Source organism: Allobaculum sp., from assembly GCF_047010065.1.
GTDB classification, from domain to species: Bacteria; Bacillota_I; Bacilli_A; order Erysipelotrichales; family Erysipelotrichaceae; genus Allobaculum; species Allobaculum fili.
Genome location: NZ_JBKXLD010000017.1, coordinates 1 through 18,255, shown reverse-complemented (window position 1 = coordinate 18,255; position 18,255 = coordinate 1). Strand labels below are relative to the sequence as shown.

The following is an 18,255-nucleotide window of genomic DNA, read 5'->3' as shown; positions in this document are numbered from 1 at the left end:
GTTCAAGAAACAGGTTCAAGAAACAGGTTTTCGACCCTGCTTCTTCCTTCTTCGCTTTTTCAAGCCAGACTGTGATCTTCTGCAGTCTGGCTTTTCTCTGTTCCGGGCGCTTTCTGTGCGCCGTTTTGGCCAGCTGTCCGCGACTTGGCTGGAACTGCACAGAAAAAAGCCGGAAGAGGCGACTGCATTATGCAGTTTCGCCTGTTCCGGCTTTACTGTCCTTTACGGCCGTACTGGCCAGGCAGCACAGCTGAAAAATGGTGAAAAGAAAGAGAGCGGTTATTCGGGCAGGGTGTCCGGATCGGGAAGCTTGCGCAGATCGAGCAGCAAGGAATGAATAGCGTCTGCCGCATCGTCGATCGCCTCTTGCGACTGGTAGTCGCGAAGGGCAGCCCAGCCTGCTTCTACTGCGGTTTCGAGAGCGTCCTGCGCACTCGATTTGTTATGGAAAGAAGACATATCGCCTTCAAGCAGCGAACTGGCTTTTGCCATCGCGGTTTGTAAATTGTCCGTAAAGAGGGCAGTTTCGTCGTCGCCGGCTGCAAGAATGCGAACTTCGGCCGCACTGCCAAATCCGCCGGTACCGCGAATGGCGCGCAGTCGGACATAGCGGGCGTAAACCGGTGTGAACAGCGTACCTTTCCATTCCTTGGGCGTAGTCCAGGTTCCGGATTTGACTACACGCAGACTGTCCGGATCCATGCCGACGGAAATTTCGTATTCGGTAATATCGCCGTTCGTACTTCCTGTCGGCCTTGGCAAATAGCGCAGACCGCTAATGGCTTTGACATCCTGCAGATCGATGAGCAGATAGGCATCGCTCTGCCCGGAGGAATGCCAGAAGGTGTTTTCCCTGCCGTCGGTAGCGTTGGCCACATCGCCCCAGCTGGAAATGCCGCCTTCAATGGCTTGGGCGCCGGCGATATCCCGGGATGCATCGGTCCAGTCCGCACTCAGCTGGCCGATGGAACCAAGATAGGTTGTGCGGCGGGTGTACATTTCCACATCGTAGTAGCTCCTGGCCGGCTGTCCCTGATCATCGCGGACAATGTGTTCCGTATACAGTTCGCCGGCCCGGTCGCTTTCGGATACTGTGTATTTGAATTTGAACTTGTTCGTGCCGTTGCCGCTGACATAGACGGCCTGACGCGCTTCGGCAGGAAGGAGCGTATTGAGCGGCTGGAAGGTGAGGCTTAACGTTGGGTCGCCGCTGACGAAAACCGGTTCGTTCAGTTCAAAGGTGATTTCAAACGTATCGCCGGCTTTGACCTGATTTTCATCGCCGTTTTTGTGATCGCATGTCACGATCATGTTCGTTTTAGCCGGAACGGTTGCGGCCGGTCCGTCGTCATCGAGCAGATAGTCCATGGAAAACTCGGTATAGCGCATGGCCAGCGCGCCGGCTTCATCATCGGCTTCGTAAATCAGGCCGATCACGCCGTCGTCAACGACTTCCAGACAGCCGTACTGGTTGGAGCCGATGGAATACTGCTTCGGCGTTTTCCAGTCGATCGTTCCGTCGGATTGAATTTCGCCCACGGTTGTGGCGCCGTTCGTGCGTCCGGGGCCCTGAGCGGTGGCGAGAATCACGTATTCCTTGCCGTTGTAGTTCGTGTGGGTCGCGGCAACCTGACAATACACATCCGTAACCGCCGTCTGAGTGATTGCTCCCCACGTTTCGCCGCCGTCGGTGGATTTGCTCATTTTGACTTTGCCCGAATAGTTGCGCATGAACATGAGCAGGGAACCGTCATTGAGTTCAACGACCTGGTTTTCGGTCGTTACACCATACTGGCCGACGGACGTTTCGCTGCTGATGTCGGCGCCTGCGCATTCGAGCGGCGAGCGGGCGCGTGTCCACGTTTCGCCATAGTCATCCGAGTATATGATGCTGGAGGCCTGCGAGTTGAAGTTGTTGGCGATGGAATACGTCGAGAAGACAAGGCGTCCGGCGTGTTCGCCGTGTTCGAGCTGAATGCCGCGTCCCGGACCGGTTCCGTTAAACTTCATCCAGTCTTCCTTGACCTGATCGGTGATCAGTCTTGGCGAAGACCACGTTTCGCCGTCGTCATCGGAATACGTAAGCATCAGATGCTGGTTGCGGACCGCATGCAGGTGACCTTTATCTTCGCCGCTGTACATCCAGCAGCTTCCCCAGTCTTCGCCATTCGGGCCGGTCAGCCAGCCGTAGTCGCGGTTTCCGATCGATCCGTCTGAATTTTCCCGGAAGGTCGCTCCCGTATCTTCGCCGGCAGCGTTAAAGATGTGACCGCCTTCGCGTACGGTGTACACTTCGGATTCGTCATCGTTAAGCAGTTTCAGATACTTCTTGCCGTTCACATCCATATAGCCGTGACCAAGAGAAAGGTCGGAACCGTTCATGAGGCAGGCGATGTTCTGCGGGAAGAAGTCCACCAGACAGAAGACACGGTTCGTACCGTCCGGCAGAGTCGCGTTGAGCAGTTCGGCATCGATCGTATTGGAGTCTTTCTGTTCGCTGCCGGTTCCTTCAATATCCGGCATGTCGATGATGACCTGGCCTTCTTTCCACTCGCCGTCTACCCGGCGGCGAACGATAGTGTCGATGTTGTACTGGTCCATCTGGGTATCGTTGCGCTTGTCGGCTGCGGTCACCAGGACGCCGCTGTTTGTGCGTACCAGACAGGGAATGCGGTAGTATCCGGACCCGTAGTCGCCTGGCTGAACGAGGGAAAGAATGCTCGTTCGATAGCCCGTTTTCGGAAGCCGGCCGGTCGTAAACTGAGTTACATTGGCTGCTTCTTCTTCCAAAAGCGCGCGATTGTAAAACTTCACGGCGGTAATGTCGCCATTCAGCGCGGCATCCGCGCTCTTGCCCAGTTCAATTTGCGTCAGACTGTTTAAAGACAACGGCTGTTCGATCACTTTGGCCGCCTGCCCGTCGAGGACAACGGAAACGCCGGTGCTCGTAAAGTTCACAACGGCGGTATGAGCGCCGCCAGTGTACAGCGTGCCCGCCGGATAATCGAGATTTACGGACTGTACGGTTCCGCTGGCCGTGATCTGAAGCTGGAGGGAATCTCCTGTCGTACCTAGCGTATAGATCGTCGAAGCATCGGCCGATTTCAGACTTGCGATAGGCATGAAGCCTTCGGCGCTGCTGTTTACCCGGAAAATGACCGCCGCGCTGCAGCCGTCTGTCGCATTCAGTCCTTCGGGAAGCGGTGCCGTTTTGCCCTGCATCTGACTGCCGTCAAAGGAAGCGCCGCTGATTTCTGCAAACGCTTCGGGAAGAACGTCGCGCTGTTCGAGTTTTACGGCGACATTCGTCATGGTTCCGTTGAAAAACCAGTTGTCGGACATGGAACTTTTTCCGGTGCGGTCCATGCCGCCAAGGGTCATGCGCAGATCGGTATACCCGCAGTTCATTAAAGTTAAAGCCCCGCTCTGACGGGAAGCGATCAGTTCTTCGCCGTCAACCGTCAGAAAATAGCCTTTGCTGGAAACGACCAGTTCAAATTCGTGTTTGTCGGTTCCCACCTGCAAATTGGCTTCCTGCGATACTTTGTAACTCGCACCGGTGACTTTACGGAATTCAAAACCGATTTTGTTTGTGCCCGGGCGGACATAAAGCGTCATGTAGTCGTTGGCGTTGTCATTGCCGCAGACCGACATCAGCGCCACGATGGCGTTATTGGAAGCGTTCGCCTGGAAGGTTCCGGACCAGATCATCGTATCGGCTTCGCCATAGGCGGGAAGCTGATCGGTAATGCTGACGCGTGTCGAAGCCGTTCCGTCAAACGTATAGGATTCGGCCAGTTCGGTTTCTTCCGCCAGAACGGGAAGCGTATGGAGCAGAGGGGAAACCGGGGAGGCAATCAGCAGAAGGCTGAGCGCCGCCGAAGAAACTCTTCGAAATCGTTTATTCATCTTTTCCTTTTCTCCTTTGTGTATCGTGTGTATCGAAAGTGAGTCAAAGCGGGTTTGTCTGTCGTCTGCAGGCGCCCGATTCCTGCACCGTACGATCGCTTTCACTTGTTTTCATCATATCCATAGCCAGAAGAAGGTTCTTTTCATTTTTTGAGAGTGTTCTTTGCATTCTTGCAGCAGGAAAGCTCAATTTGACTATCACTGTCCTTGGAACAGAGCGCAGAATTGCGCAAAATCTGCGGCTTTTCGCCATGGAGACAGGCAAGTCTTTCCGGAGAACTTGAAAACGGGAAAGGAAAGGCGAAAAATCTGTTATTGAATTCCGCTTCTGGACGGAAGACGATCCAAAAAAAAAGCCTCCAGAAATCTGGAGGGCGGAACAGCAGAGTATCCGAGTAAAGAAAAGAGAGAGGGAGTATTCATGTCTATTGAAAATGTACGCAAAGCATTTGGAGCGCAGAATATCGCCGATCGAATCATTGAACTCGATCAGTCCAGCGCGACCGTAGAGCTTGCCGCACAGGCGCTGGGGTGCGAGCCGGAACATATCGCCAAAACGCTTTCCTTTTATGGACCGGAGAACGATACGATTCTGATCGTGGCTGCCGGCGATGCGAAGGTCAATAACGGAAAATTCAAAAGAACGTTCGGACTGAAACCCTCCATGCTCAATGCCGAAGATGTGGAAGGGCGAACCGGTCATGCGATCGGCGGCGTGTGTCCGTTTGCTAATCCGGAAGACGTTCGCGTCTGTCTCGATGAATCGCTGCGCCGCTTTGACTATGTCTATCCAGCCTGCGGCAGTTCGAACAGCGCCATTCGTATGAACCTCGAGAAACTGTATCGATACGCCAATGCCGAAAGCTGGGTCGACGTCTGCAAGATTTTGGAACAGGCTTAGACAGGTAAAGGAATCGATCAGGAAAAATACAGGCTGCGGTTCGCAGAACGATCCATAAAGACGAAGGTGACAGCTATAGCCAGCGATCGAGGATCCCTTTTCGAAGGAAACGGGATTACGGGAAACTGGTTTCAGAATTAAGAACCGCCTGACCCCTCGATTGCAGACAACGCCATTTCGGAAAAATCCCCTCATTCTCCTTGATTGAAGGAGAAAACAAAAATAAGAGAGCGGGGACTGGTGAAGGAAACGCGAAAATGCGCTGGCTGAACTCTTGTTCGCTGCGTTTACTCTTTCCAATGAGCGAAGAGAAGGAGAGACGCGATTCACCGGAAAACGGTGGAATAACCAGGAACAGAAAAGGAAAAAGGAGATCCATTTTCAGCAATTTGCTGGAACGGATCTCCTTTTTGTATGGATTCAGCACACGGGGTACGGGTATTTTCAATCGTTAATGCAGGTATTAATGCAGGGGGGGGTCCTCCTGCGGGTTCTTTTTGGCCGAAGCCAGAATGGCGCGGATGGTATCGAACAGAACGGGTTTGAGTTCTTCAATCGAACAGGGGATGCCGTACACAATCGAGGAATAACAGACGGATCCGGTCAGTTCGAGAATCATGAAATAGACGAGCTGGGCATTTTCAAATTTCACGCCGCATTCGCGGGCCTTGGCTTCAAAGCGATTCGCCAGATCGAGACCGCCCTGACCCAGGGTGCTCTGCAGTTCCTTATGGAAGACGCCCATGGAAAGGCTGCGGCGGATCAGACGCAGAAGCAGGGGATTGTCGGAGAGCTGCTGAAGAATGCGGGAAATCATGAAAATGACCGCATCGTCAAAGTTTCGGATATCTTCCTCGTCGAGCTGGTCCTGCGCATTACGGACAATGCGCTGGGATTCCCGGTCGACCAGATAGTCCCGGATCTCTTCCTTATCCCTGAAAAAAGAATAGAAAGTGCCTTTCGCTACGCCGGCCCGGTTGGTAATGTCCGAAATGGAGACTTCCGCCAGATCCCGGCTGGAAAGAAGGGCAAGCGCAGCGCTCAGCAGGCTGTTTTTTTTATGAAGTTTATTCTGTTCGGCTTTTCCTGACATGGCTTCAGTATACACCCGAACCTTTAAAAAATATAAAAAATGACTGACAGTCAATTTTTAGGCATAGGGAATAAAGTGTCTGAAAGGGATACGGGCGTAAATATTGACCGATGGTCAAAAACTGAATAGGATGGGTGATGTGAAAGGAAACCAGTGAAAAACAGGTACTTACGGTTATGGAAAAGTGTTCAAAATTTATTGTTAAATACCGGAATATTATCTTGCTTGTAGCTACGCTTCTGCTGATTCCTTCGGTTATTGGATATATGAATACGCGTGTTAACTACGATATTCTGACATATCTTCCAAAGGATTCCCCCTCGATTGTGGCGCAGGATGTGCTGAGCGACGATTTCAACCTGGCGGGTACGGCGATGGTCGTTGTAGACGACATGCCGGACAAGGATGTGGCCAGGCTGGAAGAGCAGATTTCTCAGATCGACGACGTCGATACGACGCTCTCCAAGACAGATGTCGTGGATGCCCAGATTCCGGCAGATGTTCTTCCTTCTTCGCTGACGGATGCCATCTATTCGGACGGATCGACGATGATCATCGTCACGTTCAAGGATGCGGCGGCCAGCGATTCCACGATGAATGCGATCGAGGAAATTAAAAAGCTCTGCAGCGACAACGTGCATGTCGCCGGTTTTTCCGCTATTACAGCGGATACGAAAGCGATGGTGGATCGGGAAACGCCGATTTATTCCGCCATTGCGGTTCTTCTGGTTTTAATTGTTCTTTCGCTCGGACTGAAGTCCTGGCTGGCGCCATTGATCTTCATTCTGGGCATGGTTTATCCAATTCTGTACAACATGGGAACCAATATTTTCCTTGGCGAGATTTCCTACGTCACCAAGGCGCTGAGCATGATTCTGCTGCTGGCCGTTTCCATGGACTACTCCATCTTCCTGCTGCACCGCTATCAGGAAGAGAAAAATAAAGGCGATTCCAAGGAAGACTCCATGGCCCGGGCCATTCATGCGACATGGCTTTCCATTACCAGCTCTTCCATTACGACAATCGCCGGCTTCCTTGCTCTGCTGGTCATGCAGCTGACGCTTGGACGCGATATCGGTATCGTCATGGCCAAAGGCGTTCTGTTCGCCGTGCTGTGTACGATTCTGGTTCTGCCTTCTCTGCTGATGTTCTTTGACCCATGGATTGAAAAATGGCAGCATCCGGTTCTGATCCGTCCGCTGCCGAAATTCTCCGACTGGGTTGTCAAGCATCGCAAAGCAATTCTGGTTGTCTTTGCCCTGCTGTTTGTTCCGGCCTTATGGTGTAACTCCCATACGGCACAGTATTACGACCTGGCTGCTTCTCTTCCTGCCGATCTTCCGGCGGTTGAGGGCACCAACGAACTGAAAGATAAATTCGATATGACGACTTCGCATTTCATCATGGTCGATCAGGATCTCTCCGCGTCCAAGACGCGTCAGATGGTCGATGAAATCGAAAACCTCGATGGAATTACGAGCGTAGTCGCCTATGAAAAGTTTGCCGGACCGATGATTCCTTCGGAACTTGAACCGGATGCCATCCGGGATGTACTCGAAGCCAACGGCCGCAAGCTGATTCTCGTCAATACGTCCTATCGTTCAGCTACCGATGAGCTGAACAATCAGATTGAAGATCTGTATTCCATTACACAGAAATACGATCCGAACGCGCTGATCGCCGGCGAGGGCAACATGACGCGCGATCTGATCAAGGTTACCGACATCGACTTCAAGATGGTCAACCTTGTTTCCATCCTCGCTATCTTCATTATTATTGCCCTTACCTTTAAATCGGTATCGCTGCCAATCCTGCTCGTGCTCTGTATTGAATTTGCGATTTTCGTCAACATGGGCATTCCGTATCTGACACATACCGAACTGCCGTTCATCGCCGGCATCGTTATCGGCACCATTCAGCTGGGTGCCTGCATCGACTACGCCATCCTGATAACGTCCAGATTCCGTGAAGAGCTCGCTGCGCATCAGCCGCCAAAAGAAGCCATTACGACGGCGATCACCCAGACGATGCCTTCCATTATTACTTCCGGTATGTCCTTCTTTGCGGCCTGCTCGGGCGTAAGCCTGATTGCCCGCATGGACCTGATCAAATCGCTGTGCACCCTGCTTGGCCGCGGCGCCCTGATCAGTGTCATCGTCATTCTGACGGTTCTGCCGGCTCTGCTTCTTACGTGCAACAAGTTCATCGCCAGAACCACAAAAGGCTGGCCGAAAGCTGCACCGGAAGAAGACGCATCGAATTCGGATGCCAAAGCCGAAACTGCCCAAACGGTAAACACACAGGATTCCAAAACTGCTGCACAGACAGTGAATGACGTGAATTCAGAAAACCAGCCGCATTCTCCAGCCGGTTTTCGCCTGGACCAGCAGACCGGTCTGGCTTAGAAAATCCGCAGATTTTCCATCTTATCCTCATCTGTTCTATACAGGCAGGCTGCCCGCAGTAAAAAAGCAGCGTGTCCCCATGGCGCAGGCTTCCCATTGCCTGGCCGACAAGAATCAGCCTCCAGAACCATTTCCCGTTTGAAGGACCGAACGGGAAACGGACAGCGGAGGGAAAGGAATGCTATTTCGAATATGAAAAACTCAATTCAGAAACTCGGAGCCGCTCTGTTAAGCAGCGCTCTGTCTCTTTCCGCACTTCCTGTTAGCGTACTGGCCAGGGAAGCGGAACCTTCCAACGCCAGCCGCACGATCCTTCAGGAAGAAAGTGCAAAATCCAAAAAGGATGCGAAAGACACCACAAAAACCGAAACGGTTTACTCGTTCCTGGATGAAAACGGCAATATTTCCAAAACGATCGTTACGTCCTGGCTGCACAATCCAAACGGACTCGGCGAGATCAGCGAAAATCTGAAACTGAGCGACGTACAGGATCTGAAAGAAGACAACAAGCCGACCGTTTCCGGCGACGTCTACACATGGAACGTAAACGGCAACGATCTTTACTATCAGGGTACGTCCAGGGAAAAACTGCCGGTACAGATCAAAGTTACCTACAGCCTGGACGGAAAAACGATGACGGCCGAACAGCTCAAAGGCAAAAGCGGTCATCTGAAAATGAACGTGGAATTCGTTAACGATCAGAAGAAAACCGTTAATCTCAACGGAAAGAACGTCATCATTCATCCGCTCTTTGCAGCGGGCGGTCTGATGGATCTCGACGGCAAGATCTTCTCCAATATTTCCTGCGAACAGGGCGAGACCATTAATGACGGCGAACGCGAATTCCTGATGTTCGCTGCACTGCCTGGATTAACCGAAACAATGGACAGCGCCGGCCTTTCTTCCTTTACCGATAAGCTTGGCGCCAGTGATGATGTGACGATCGAAGCCGATGTAAAAGACTTTGAAGTGCCGCAGATGTATTTCGGTGCAACCAATGAAATCCAGCTTTCCGAACTGAGCGATATGGACGATCTGAGCGAACTCACTTCGAAACTGCAGCCGCTCTTTGACGGCGCTGACCAGCTTGTGGACGGCGCAGCCAAACTGAGCGACGGTGCCGATCAGCTGCTGGACGGAACAAACTCCCTCACCGACGGCATGGGCGCTTTGAAAGACGGTTCCGGAAAACTGCATGACGGTTCTTCCCAGCTGAAAGACGGAACCGCAGCCGCACAGGATGGCACCGCGGATCTCGAAGCCGGCGCGAAACGTCTGGCGGAAGGAACCGATGCTCTTGTTTCTGGTTCCAGCAAGCTGACCGCCGGAACTGCACAGCTCGAAAGCGGTGCAAAATCTGCCCAGGACGGCGTCAACAAGCTGTCCAAAGGCAGCGACGATCTGGCTGCCGGAACCGAACAGCTGGAAAGCGGATCGAAATCTCTGAGCGACGGTACGTCTCAGTTCAAGACAAAAGTTGATGCCCTTACCGGCCGGGACGGCCAGCTGTATCAGCTCGGCAATTCCTTCCTCGCTTTGAACAACGGCATGAAGAGTGCAAAATCCGGCGTATCGGAATTTACGAAAGCCGCTTCCGATAAGAGCGGTGAAGCCGCCGATGGCGCAGCGTCCTTCAAGACCCAGTTTGATCAGGGCGTGCAGTCTTTGCAGACTGGAGCCGATCAGGCCAAGGATGGTTCCAAACAGATTTCCGATGGTCTGAGGGCTCTGAATACTCAGATTTCCGGGATGGATCCGGCCAAGCTGTCCACACTGAGCACCCAGCTTTCCGGCGCTCTGACGACTCTGCAGGGTCAGAAGACGACGCTTGCGAACGATTTGCAGACGCTCAATACGATGAAGACCGCACTGAATAGTGCAAGCGCCAATGTCGGAACGCTTTCTTCGGGTATTCGTACGGACGTCAATACAATCAACCAGGGCGTAACCTCGGCGAACGCGCAGATTCAGGCAGCTAACAAGGAAATTGCCGATCGCAATACGAAACTTGCGGCGGTTTCCAACGCCAAAACCGGTGCGTCCAATGCGATCACCGCAGCACAGACCGCCAACAGTCAGGCCGCCACATCCGTATCGACTGCCTCTTCGCAGGTTGAAGCCGCACGTCAGGCGATTGCCGCTGCCGCTGCATCCACAACCGATGAAGCGACCAGGGCTGCCCTGAATGCCATTTCTCTGCCGCAGCTCTCCGGTGCGCTGACCAGCGTACAGGCTGCCGGAAGCAGTCTGGCCACCGCCAAGACTTCGGTAGACGCTCTGCCGGCTTCGATTGCTCCGCTGCAGACGGCAATTACACCGATTTCCACAGCCAATGTGGAAAGTCTTTCCCAGAAACTCAGCCAGATTTCCACGATCTCCACTTCACTCGATGGAGCCGTCCAGCAGCTGACCAGCCTGGATCACGATATCGATACAGCCATTACCGCACTGACCGGCATACAGAATGGTCTGAACCAGATCAGCGCCAGCGAGGATTTCACTAACCTGAGCGCTTCGCTGACGAAACTCCAGCAGGCAACCGACAAGTTAAGTACCGCTGCCTCCCAGCTGCATACCGGCATCTCCACACTCGATGACGGTGTCGGCGAACTGACAACGAAGACGGATGACGGCATTGACCAGCTCGAAAGCGGTCTGCGCACATTAAGCCAGACGCTGTCCACAAAAGCCGACGACCTGAATAAGGGTATGGATCAGCTTGCGGATTCGACCCAGAAACTGGCCGACAGCCGCACGACACTCATTGATGCCGCCACATCGCTGAGCACCGCTGCCGCGTCCATGAATGACGGCGCAGCCAAACTCGCCAGCGGCGCTTCGAGCGTCAATGCCGGTGCCAAGGCGCTGCAGGCCGGTCATCTGGAACTGATCAACGGCGTAACCGTATTAAGCAAGGGCGCGTCGGATGTACACAGCGGCATGAACGATCTGAACGCTGGTATCGTCCAGACGCACGACGGCGCTTCCCGTCTCTACGCCGGATCGAGCGCTCTGCATGCAGGCGCTGTACAGCTGAATCAGGGAGCCAGTCAGCTGTATGACGGAGCAAGCCAGCTTGATGACGGCATCACCCAGGCGCAGGATGGCGCCGCACAACTCAAGGATGGCGCAAGCCAGCTTGATGACGGTGCGCGTAAGCTGAAAGACGGAACTGTCAAACTCAATGACGAAGGCATGAGCCAGCTGAAAAAAGCTCTGAACTGGGGCGAAGAAGAAATCGCCATGTTCAAGGACCTCTGCAATGAAACGATCCGTTTCAACGAAGAGTACTCCACCTTCGCCGGTGCACCGGAAGGTGCCAAGACTTCGGTTCGCTACATCTTCAAAGTCGAAACCCCGGACACCAGGAAGTCGGACAATAAGAAATCGGAAGACAAGAAAGCCGACGATTCAAAAGCTGACTCCAGCGAAAGCGAAAGCAGCGAAAAGTAAGGAACGAAGAAACGCTCGATGAAAATCGATGCGAACCCGTTTCGTTCATAAATTCTGAACGACAGAACTCTGTCCAGGCACAATAGGCTGATCCAGCCTGAGGGAACTTCAGAACCCTCAGAAGGATCAGCCTTTTTTTCGGCCGCTTTCCAAAATGAAATCCGTTTTGCGAATAAGTACAGCACAGAACGAGAAAAACGGCACAGGCGTATCGCTCGGTAACCGGACTTGAAAGAGGCAGGACCGCCGCTTTTCCAGGCGGGAGCGGCTCTCGAAAAAAGCGCAAAAAGGCCTTTATATACAACTAAGATAAGAAATTGACCCGATCCGATACTTGAGGAAAAAGAGTCGGAAAAGACGGCGAGAAAACAGAACTGACATTATGCGAACCGCATTTTTATATGGTCAGTTGAAAAGAAAGACGGACACCGATCGGGTAGTATGGCACTAGAAAACTGCAATATAGTGATCGACATATTTACCGGACGCATAACGAAGGAAACTTCACAGCCCGGCAACATAGAATAAGGAGATTGTGCATGAAACGAAAACATATTTATCCGATTCCCCCAGCCTATGGGTCAACGCGTCCAAAACTTGGACATCGTCTTGGCGCCTGGGTATTAAGCCTGACGATGGCGTTTTCCTTTCTTTCGCCGACAGCCATGCTGGCAAAGGAAAAGCCGGATTTTACCGACGCACCAAACGGTACAGTAACTGTCGAGGACGACTCGGTTCGCTACGCGTTTGATTCGACGCAGATTCAAAACGATGCTGCATCGGAAGAAGAGGCAGAACCAGAAAACGAACAGCCGCTCGATCCGGTGTACAAGGAAGATCCAAGCGGACCGGACGGTTCGGATATTCTTCCCGAATACAACGAAGATTCTCCCGAAACCCGTACCCGCGTTATGGATACGACCCGCATGCCGTACAGCGCCATCTGCAAGCTTCGTCTGGAATTTGTAGACCAGAACGATGAACACCGCTATTACGTCGGTACCGGCTTTGTCATTGGTCCAAATACGGTTCTGACGTGCGGCCACTGTATTTACGATGTGGAACACGGCTACGGCTGGATCCAAAGCATTCATATCACCCCGGGTGCCACCGATTATTCCGCACCGTTTGGCGCGTGGACGAGTGAAGATGTTGAATATTTCGAAGTCGATAAAGGCTGGCTGAACGACGCGCACGAAGCCAACGACGTGGCACTGATTGTACTCAACGACGACATTGCCGCCAAAACCGGCAAGCTTCCGCTTTCGATTGACGGCGCCAAGGCCCAGCGGCTGCATCTGAGCGGCTATCCGGCGGAATACAATCACGAAAATGACATTTCGACCCAGTACGAAAGCTGGGGCAGCGATGTGGAAGTGTTTGACCGCATTCTGGAATCCAACACGTACGGCAGCGGCGGCCAGAGCGGATCGCCGATGCTGAACGAAAACGGCGAAGTCGTTTCTCTGTTTGCCTACGTCTATGTGTACCGTGACCGTTCCGGCGGACCTCTGATGGACCGTGAACGTCTCGTCTGGATCGCGCAGAACTCGCGTGTACCGGATCCGGTCTTCCGTCTGTATAACCCGAATTCCGGCGAACATTTCTACACGCTGAATCTGCAGGAAGCCAATTACCTCGATCGGGCCGGCTGGAATGCAGAAGGTCTGGCCTGGTCTTCCTGCGACGAAGACAACGCGATTCCGGTCTTCCGTCTGTATAACCCGAATACCGGCGATCATCACTACACCATCGATGAGAAGGAATACAACGCGCTGCAGGGCTTTGGCTGGCGCGCAGAAGGCGAATCCTGGAAAGCTGCACTGGAACATTATGAACATCCGGTTTATCGTCTCTATAACCCGAATGCCGAAACCGGCAGCCATCATTTCACTCTCAGTGAAGATGAACGCGATAATCTGATTTACTACGGCTGGAAATACGAAGGCATCGCCTTCTACGCTGACTAATCCCGAAACTGTCCCTTGCGGACAGTTTTTTATGGGCTCCCTTTTCCAGAGCGGAAACGATGAAGGTTCAAAAAGGAGACAGAATGGAACGAAGGAAAATCTCTGCTAAAGAAGAAGCAGAGGATTACAATGAAAAACGTCTGTAACCAGTATGTAAGATAGTGAAGCAAGGCTTCACTCATCCGCATAAGCCGCAAAGCCATTCCGGTTTAAATGGGCGGGACACCGCCCGGCAGGTACAGACCGAAGGCGGCTGGCCAAAACCGCCCAACCCAGGCCAAAACAAAGACAAAACGGTGCGAAACAAAGCCAGAAGAAAACCAGCCAGCGGTAGCCAGCCCGGATGGAGGAGGGAACAGAAATGAATATTCGAAGAGCGGATCTTCACGATCTTGACGTCATTGACAGCCTGCTCAGTCAGGTTCTGGAAGTACACCATCAGGCGCGCCCGGATCTCTTTAAGACCGGCGCCCGCAAATACACCGACGAACAGCTCGAAACGATTCTTCGCGAGGAAAAGACACCGGTCTTTGTTTACGAAGATGAAGAAGGACAGGTTCGCGGCTATGCGTTCTGCATTTTTCAGGAGCATCCCAACGACAATATCCTCACGCCGATCAAAACGCTCTATATCGACGATCTCTGCGTCGATCAGAACATCCGCCATCAGCACATCGGCCGTCATCTGTATGAATACGTCTGCGACTTCGCACGAAAGAGCGGCTGTTATAACGTGACGCTCAACGTATGGGCAGACAATACTTCGGCCCTTCACTTTTATGAGTCGCTCAATCTCAAGCCGCAGAAAATCGGCATGGAAAAGATTCTCGAGTACCCGTCCGAGAGGGAAAATCGCGAATAAAATCGCATAGATCGCTGCAGATTCATGCAGATTCGCACAAATCCGCAGATTCACGGAGATTCAGCAGATCGACAGAGATCCGCACATCATCCGGTGAGACCTCAAAGAGGACACAGGAAAATCGCCCGCAAGGAGAAACGCTTTGTTTCTTTCTGCGGGCGATTTTCGTATGCATGGATTTTGAAACGGGGACAGCAGAGGAGGACAGGAGCGGAAAAACGGAGGATGACTCTATATCCTGGGATCCTGACTGTTCTATTTGGATTCGGTGTCTGTATCTTCCGGCAGACGCTTGATGGAAAAGGAGGCCTGATCGGAATTGTTCTGGATCTGGTGGACCTGAAAGCCGTTTTCTGCAATCTGCTGGTTGCGGCGATCGCGGCGATGGAACGAGGCGCGATCGTTTCGGGAAGCGGAAGCTTTCAGAATGGAGCGGGCCAGACGGTCGGCTTCTTTAGGATCCACATCTTCCAGACCGGATTCTTCCGAGCTGCTCTCTTCGTGAGCCGGCGCAGTTCTTCGTTCCGGAGAAGGGGGCGCCTTGCGTTCGATCGAAGAAGCTGCGGATTCTGAAGGAGCAGAAGAGGGTGAAGAGGCAGTCGGTTCAGAAGACGTCGTCTGTGTGTCTGCAGAGGACGAGGAAGGAGCCAAATGAATATGGGCATCTTCAGCGGGAAGGACCGGTTCAGCCGGTTCGTTTTCGTTCGTGTCCGTCGGTACAGACGCTTCCCTCGGCTGTTCGGTCTGCGCGGCTGCGTCTGGTTCGTTTGCGGCAGCATCTGGTTCGAGTTCTTCCTGTTCAGAAACCGATTCCTTCTCATCGTCGCGTTCTGCCGGGATCGCATCGTCCTGTGTATCGGCTGTGAAAGTTTCTTCTGCTTTTGCCGGCGCTTCTTTCGGACTTTCGTCGGGATTCTCGTCCTCGGCTTTGTGCGCTTCAGATTTCGCATCGTCTGCATGTTCCAAAGAAGCATCCGATCGGTTGGATCCTTCGTCTGCCGGTGCGGTTTCGCCAGCCGGCGTTGCAGGGGCGGAAGGGGTCAGGACAATGTCCTTGGCCATCTGGTTTCTGGTCCACAGTTTCGCGCCGAAAAAGGAAAGAATTTCCAGAAGCAGAAGGATGACGGATTCGATCTGAATGACCGGCAGTTCCAGCATGAATACGGAAAGCGCGCCGACTACATTCAGAAGCATCAGTCCTGCGCCGCATTTGCGCAGGGCGTCTCCATAAATTTCCTGAGCGCGAATCCAGCGCTTTGTGCCCGGTTCAAGATCCGGGCTCGAATAGCCGGAAAGACTGTCATACTCTTTCGCCTTTAAAAAGCCGAGAATCTGGGTGCCTTTCAGAAAAATAAAAAAGGAAAGCAGAAAGTTGCAGAGAAAATACAGAATATTCATGGTGACTCCTTATCGTGTACAGATACTGTTGAACAGCGGCCGGGAAAGAAACCGGGCCGTTTTTTAAGATTCCCGTGGTCGGACAGGCTTTGAAAATCAAAAAAATCCCAGACTGACCGCGTTATGGGTGCCTATCCAAAATACCGGAAAAGAATAGTAAAGTTTTTAATAAGCCTCGGTTTTCCAGACGGCCGATGGATGAAAAGAAATTGAGCGGCCGGTATAATTCATATTACAGGTTTATTTCCGGTTTCCGGGCGATTTGAGAGAACGGCACGATCGGCGGGAAACCGTTTTATTCAGGAAAGGGAAAAGATATGTCAGATAATTCGGGTAAAGATCTGCTCCCCATGCTTCTGCCCATGGCGCTGGCCTTTGTTCTGCATCTGGGGTTCATTTTCAAACTCCTTTTTATTATTCCAGTCATTTACTATGTCGGCCATTTTTTAGGTCAGGCCAGAACGCGAACGGAGTACGTTTCCCCGCAAAAGCCGCAAAACAGCGAGTATAACGAGGCGATGTTCGGCTATTCGCATCCGGTCGTCATGCCGTATGCCTTTTATTATCTGGAAGGGCTGATGATGTATCTCTATTCCTTCCTTCTGTTTTTCGCACCAGGCCTCAGCCGCTATTTTTCCAACTGGGGCTCGGTCTACCTGGGCATGGGGGCACTGAAAGCCGGTCCGCGTACGTATTCTTCTCCTGCGAATTCTTCGCAAAGCCATGCGTCCCGTACACAGGCGCGGCCGTCTCAAAAGCCGCCCATTCCGAAAAAGCCGCCGATTCCCAATGTGAAAGACACACGTGCTTCCAGCGGAAGCGGGCAACTTTTCCCACGACCGGAGAAAAAGGCCCGGCCAGTCGTTGACGAGGCCAAGGAGACGCAGCGCGCGATCGAGCGCAATCTGCTGACACAGATCGAAAACAACGACCGGGAACTGCACCGCATCAAGGACAATTCCGAGGCCATTCTCGAAAACATTTTTGGTGGAAGCAAACTGTCGATTGCCCGTTTCACAGCTGGACTGGATGAAGCGATCGCCATGTCCCAGAACAATCTCGAACAGGCCAGACAGTATGTGAAGATTGGTCATAACATGGACATTTTGCGCAAATACTATGAACGTTCCGTCCAGATCAATAAGAAAGCCGCCGATCTGCTCGATTCGCTCGTTACCCATCAGCAGGCGGAAAACGATGACGATTTCGAAGAAATGACCCGCCGCCTCGACGAACTGCAGGATTCCATCAAGTACTACGAACTGCACTGATCAGAAAATCCAGATTCGAAAGAGAGGACAGAGTCATACGATTTACCCCTTGAATTGCCAGGCCGGAGCATACGCTCCGGCTTTTTTGCGGCAAAAAGTGTGAAAAGGGAAGATACGAATGGAAGAAAGAACGACAGAGGCCAAAAGGCAAGAACGTATCTTCCGAAAAACATGATAAAAACATACAAAGCGAGCAAGAATAACGTTCAGATGGCGGAGACAGGCGTCTTTGTGTGGCGATCAGAGGATCACGTATTATTATTTTTGTTGGTGAATTTGAACATCGAACACGGATCGGCTGTTCTGGTTCGATGTTTTTCATTTTCCGACAAGGGAAAAGGAGATAGTTTTTATGCAATCCATTAAAAATGGGTGTCTGAAGCTCGTTCGAAGCTACAACCGTACCAGCCTGATTCTTCGCATTCTGATTGGTCTGGTGATTGGCGTCATACTGGCTTTGCTGGTGCCAGGCTGGACCTGGATTGGCGAATTTGGAAATCTGTTTGTCGGCGCGCTGAAAGGCGTGGCGCCGATTCTGGTTTTTGTTCTTGTCGCAAGTGCGCTTGCGCAAAATTCTTCCCGGCTTGACCGCCGGTTTGGTACTGTCATCTGGCTGTACATGCTGACGACATTTTTAGCCGCTGTACTGGCGGTGCTGGCGTCCCGCCTGTTTCCGCAGACCATCGTTCTGCCCGAAGCGGCGAGCGCGTCCACGATTCCGCAGGGCCTCGATGAAGTCATGCATACCCTGCTGGCCAATATCGTTTCCAACCCGATCCAGTCGATCGCGGACGGCAACTATATCGGCATTCTGTTTTATGCGGTTCTCTTTGGTCTGGCGATGAAAGCCTGCGCTTCGGACAATACGAAGAAGTTCATGAACGACGTGGCAGAAGCCGTCAGCAAGATCGTTCGCTGGGTAATCAACCTGGCGCCCTTTGGCATCATGGGTCTGATTTACACGACTGTATCGACAAGCGGTCTGTCCATCTT

10 protein-coding genes are annotated in these 18,255 nt (G+C 52.5%); 7 read left to right on the top strand and 3 right to left on the bottom strand.

The genetic code is table 11. The features are described from left to right. Positions 1 to 279: 279 nt before the first annotated feature. Positions 280 to 3,909 carry a discoidin domain-containing protein gene (locus tag ACLUYS_RS02825; protein ID WP_412658979.1) on the bottom strand — a complete coding sequence of 1,210 codons (3,630 nt, stop codon included), beginning with the start codon at positions 3,907 to 3,909 and terminating at the stop codon, positions 280 to 282. 421 nt (positions 3,910 to 4,330) lie between these two features. On the opposite strand from ACLUYS_RS02825, the gene ACLUYS_RS02820 reads away from it, so the two are divergent. After that, complete coding sequence (locus tag ACLUYS_RS02820; protein ID WP_412658978.1) at positions 4,331 to 4,810, top strand: YbaK/EbsC family protein; 480 nt, start codon at positions 4,331 to 4,333, stop codon at positions 4,808 to 4,810. Positions 4,811 to 5,273: 463 nt separating this feature from the next. On the opposite strand, the gene ACLUYS_RS02815 is transcribed toward ACLUYS_RS02820, so the two are convergent. Further along, a complete protein-coding gene (locus tag ACLUYS_RS02815; protein WP_412658977.1) occupies positions 5,274 to 5,903 on the bottom strand; it encodes a TetR/AcrR family transcriptional regulator in 630 nt (209 codons plus the stop codon). A gap of 176 nt (positions 5,904 to 6,079) precedes the next feature. Here ACLUYS_RS02815 and ACLUYS_RS02810 point away from each other — a divergent pair, with 176 nt between their 5' ends. From ACLUYS_RS02810 to ACLUYS_RS02795, 4 genes are all read left to right on the top strand, one after another. Next, positions 6,080 to 8,308: an efflux RND transporter permease subunit gene (locus ACLUYS_RS02810; RefSeq protein WP_412658975.1), complete on the top strand. Its 2,229-nt coding sequence runs from the start codon at positions 6,080 to 6,082 to the stop codon at positions 8,306 to 8,308. A gap of 192 nt (positions 8,309 to 8,500) precedes the next feature. Next, positions 8,501 to 11,761, top strand: coding sequence for a hypothetical protein (locus tag ACLUYS_RS02805; protein ID WP_412658974.1), 3,261 nt, complete (start codon positions 8,501 to 8,503; stop codon positions 11,759 to 11,761). A 539-nt stretch (positions 11,762 to 12,300) separates the two neighbouring features. Next, positions 12,301 to 13,731 carry a trypsin-like peptidase domain-containing protein gene (locus ACLUYS_RS02800; RefSeq protein WP_230266873.1) on the top strand — a complete coding sequence of 477 codons (1,431 nt, stop codon included), beginning with the start codon at positions 12,301 to 12,303 and terminating at the stop codon, positions 13,729 to 13,731. Between the two features lie 361 nt (positions 13,732 to 14,092). Next, the gene (locus ACLUYS_RS02795; RefSeq protein WP_230266872.1) at positions 14,093 to 14,593 is read left to right on the top strand and encodes a GNAT family N-acetyltransferase; all 501 of its coding nucleotides are present in this window, start codon (positions 14,093 to 14,095) and stop codon (positions 14,591 to 14,593) included. A gap of 255 nt (positions 14,594 to 14,848) precedes the next feature. On the opposite strand, the gene ACLUYS_RS02790 is transcribed toward ACLUYS_RS02795, so the two are convergent. After that, on the bottom strand, positions 14,849 to 15,991 hold the full coding sequence (locus tag ACLUYS_RS02790; RefSeq protein WP_412658973.1) for a hypothetical protein: 1,143 nt from the start codon (positions 15,989 to 15,991) through the stop codon (positions 14,849 to 14,851). A 317-nt stretch (positions 15,992 to 16,308) separates the two neighbouring features. Here ACLUYS_RS02790 and ACLUYS_RS02785 point away from each other — a divergent pair, with 317 nt between their 5' ends. Both ACLUYS_RS02785 and ACLUYS_RS02780 read left to right on the top strand, forming a co-directional pair. Beyond that, positions 16,309 to 17,262, top strand: a complete 954-nt coding sequence (locus ACLUYS_RS02785; protein ID WP_230266870.1) for a hypothetical protein — start codon at positions 16,309 to 16,311, stop codon at positions 17,260 to 17,262. A gap of 352 nt (positions 17,263 to 17,614) precedes the next feature. Then, the coding region (locus ACLUYS_RS02780; RefSeq protein WP_412658972.1) for a cation:dicarboxylate symporter family transporter at positions 17,615 to 18,255 on the top strand (641 nt) is incomplete at its 3' end.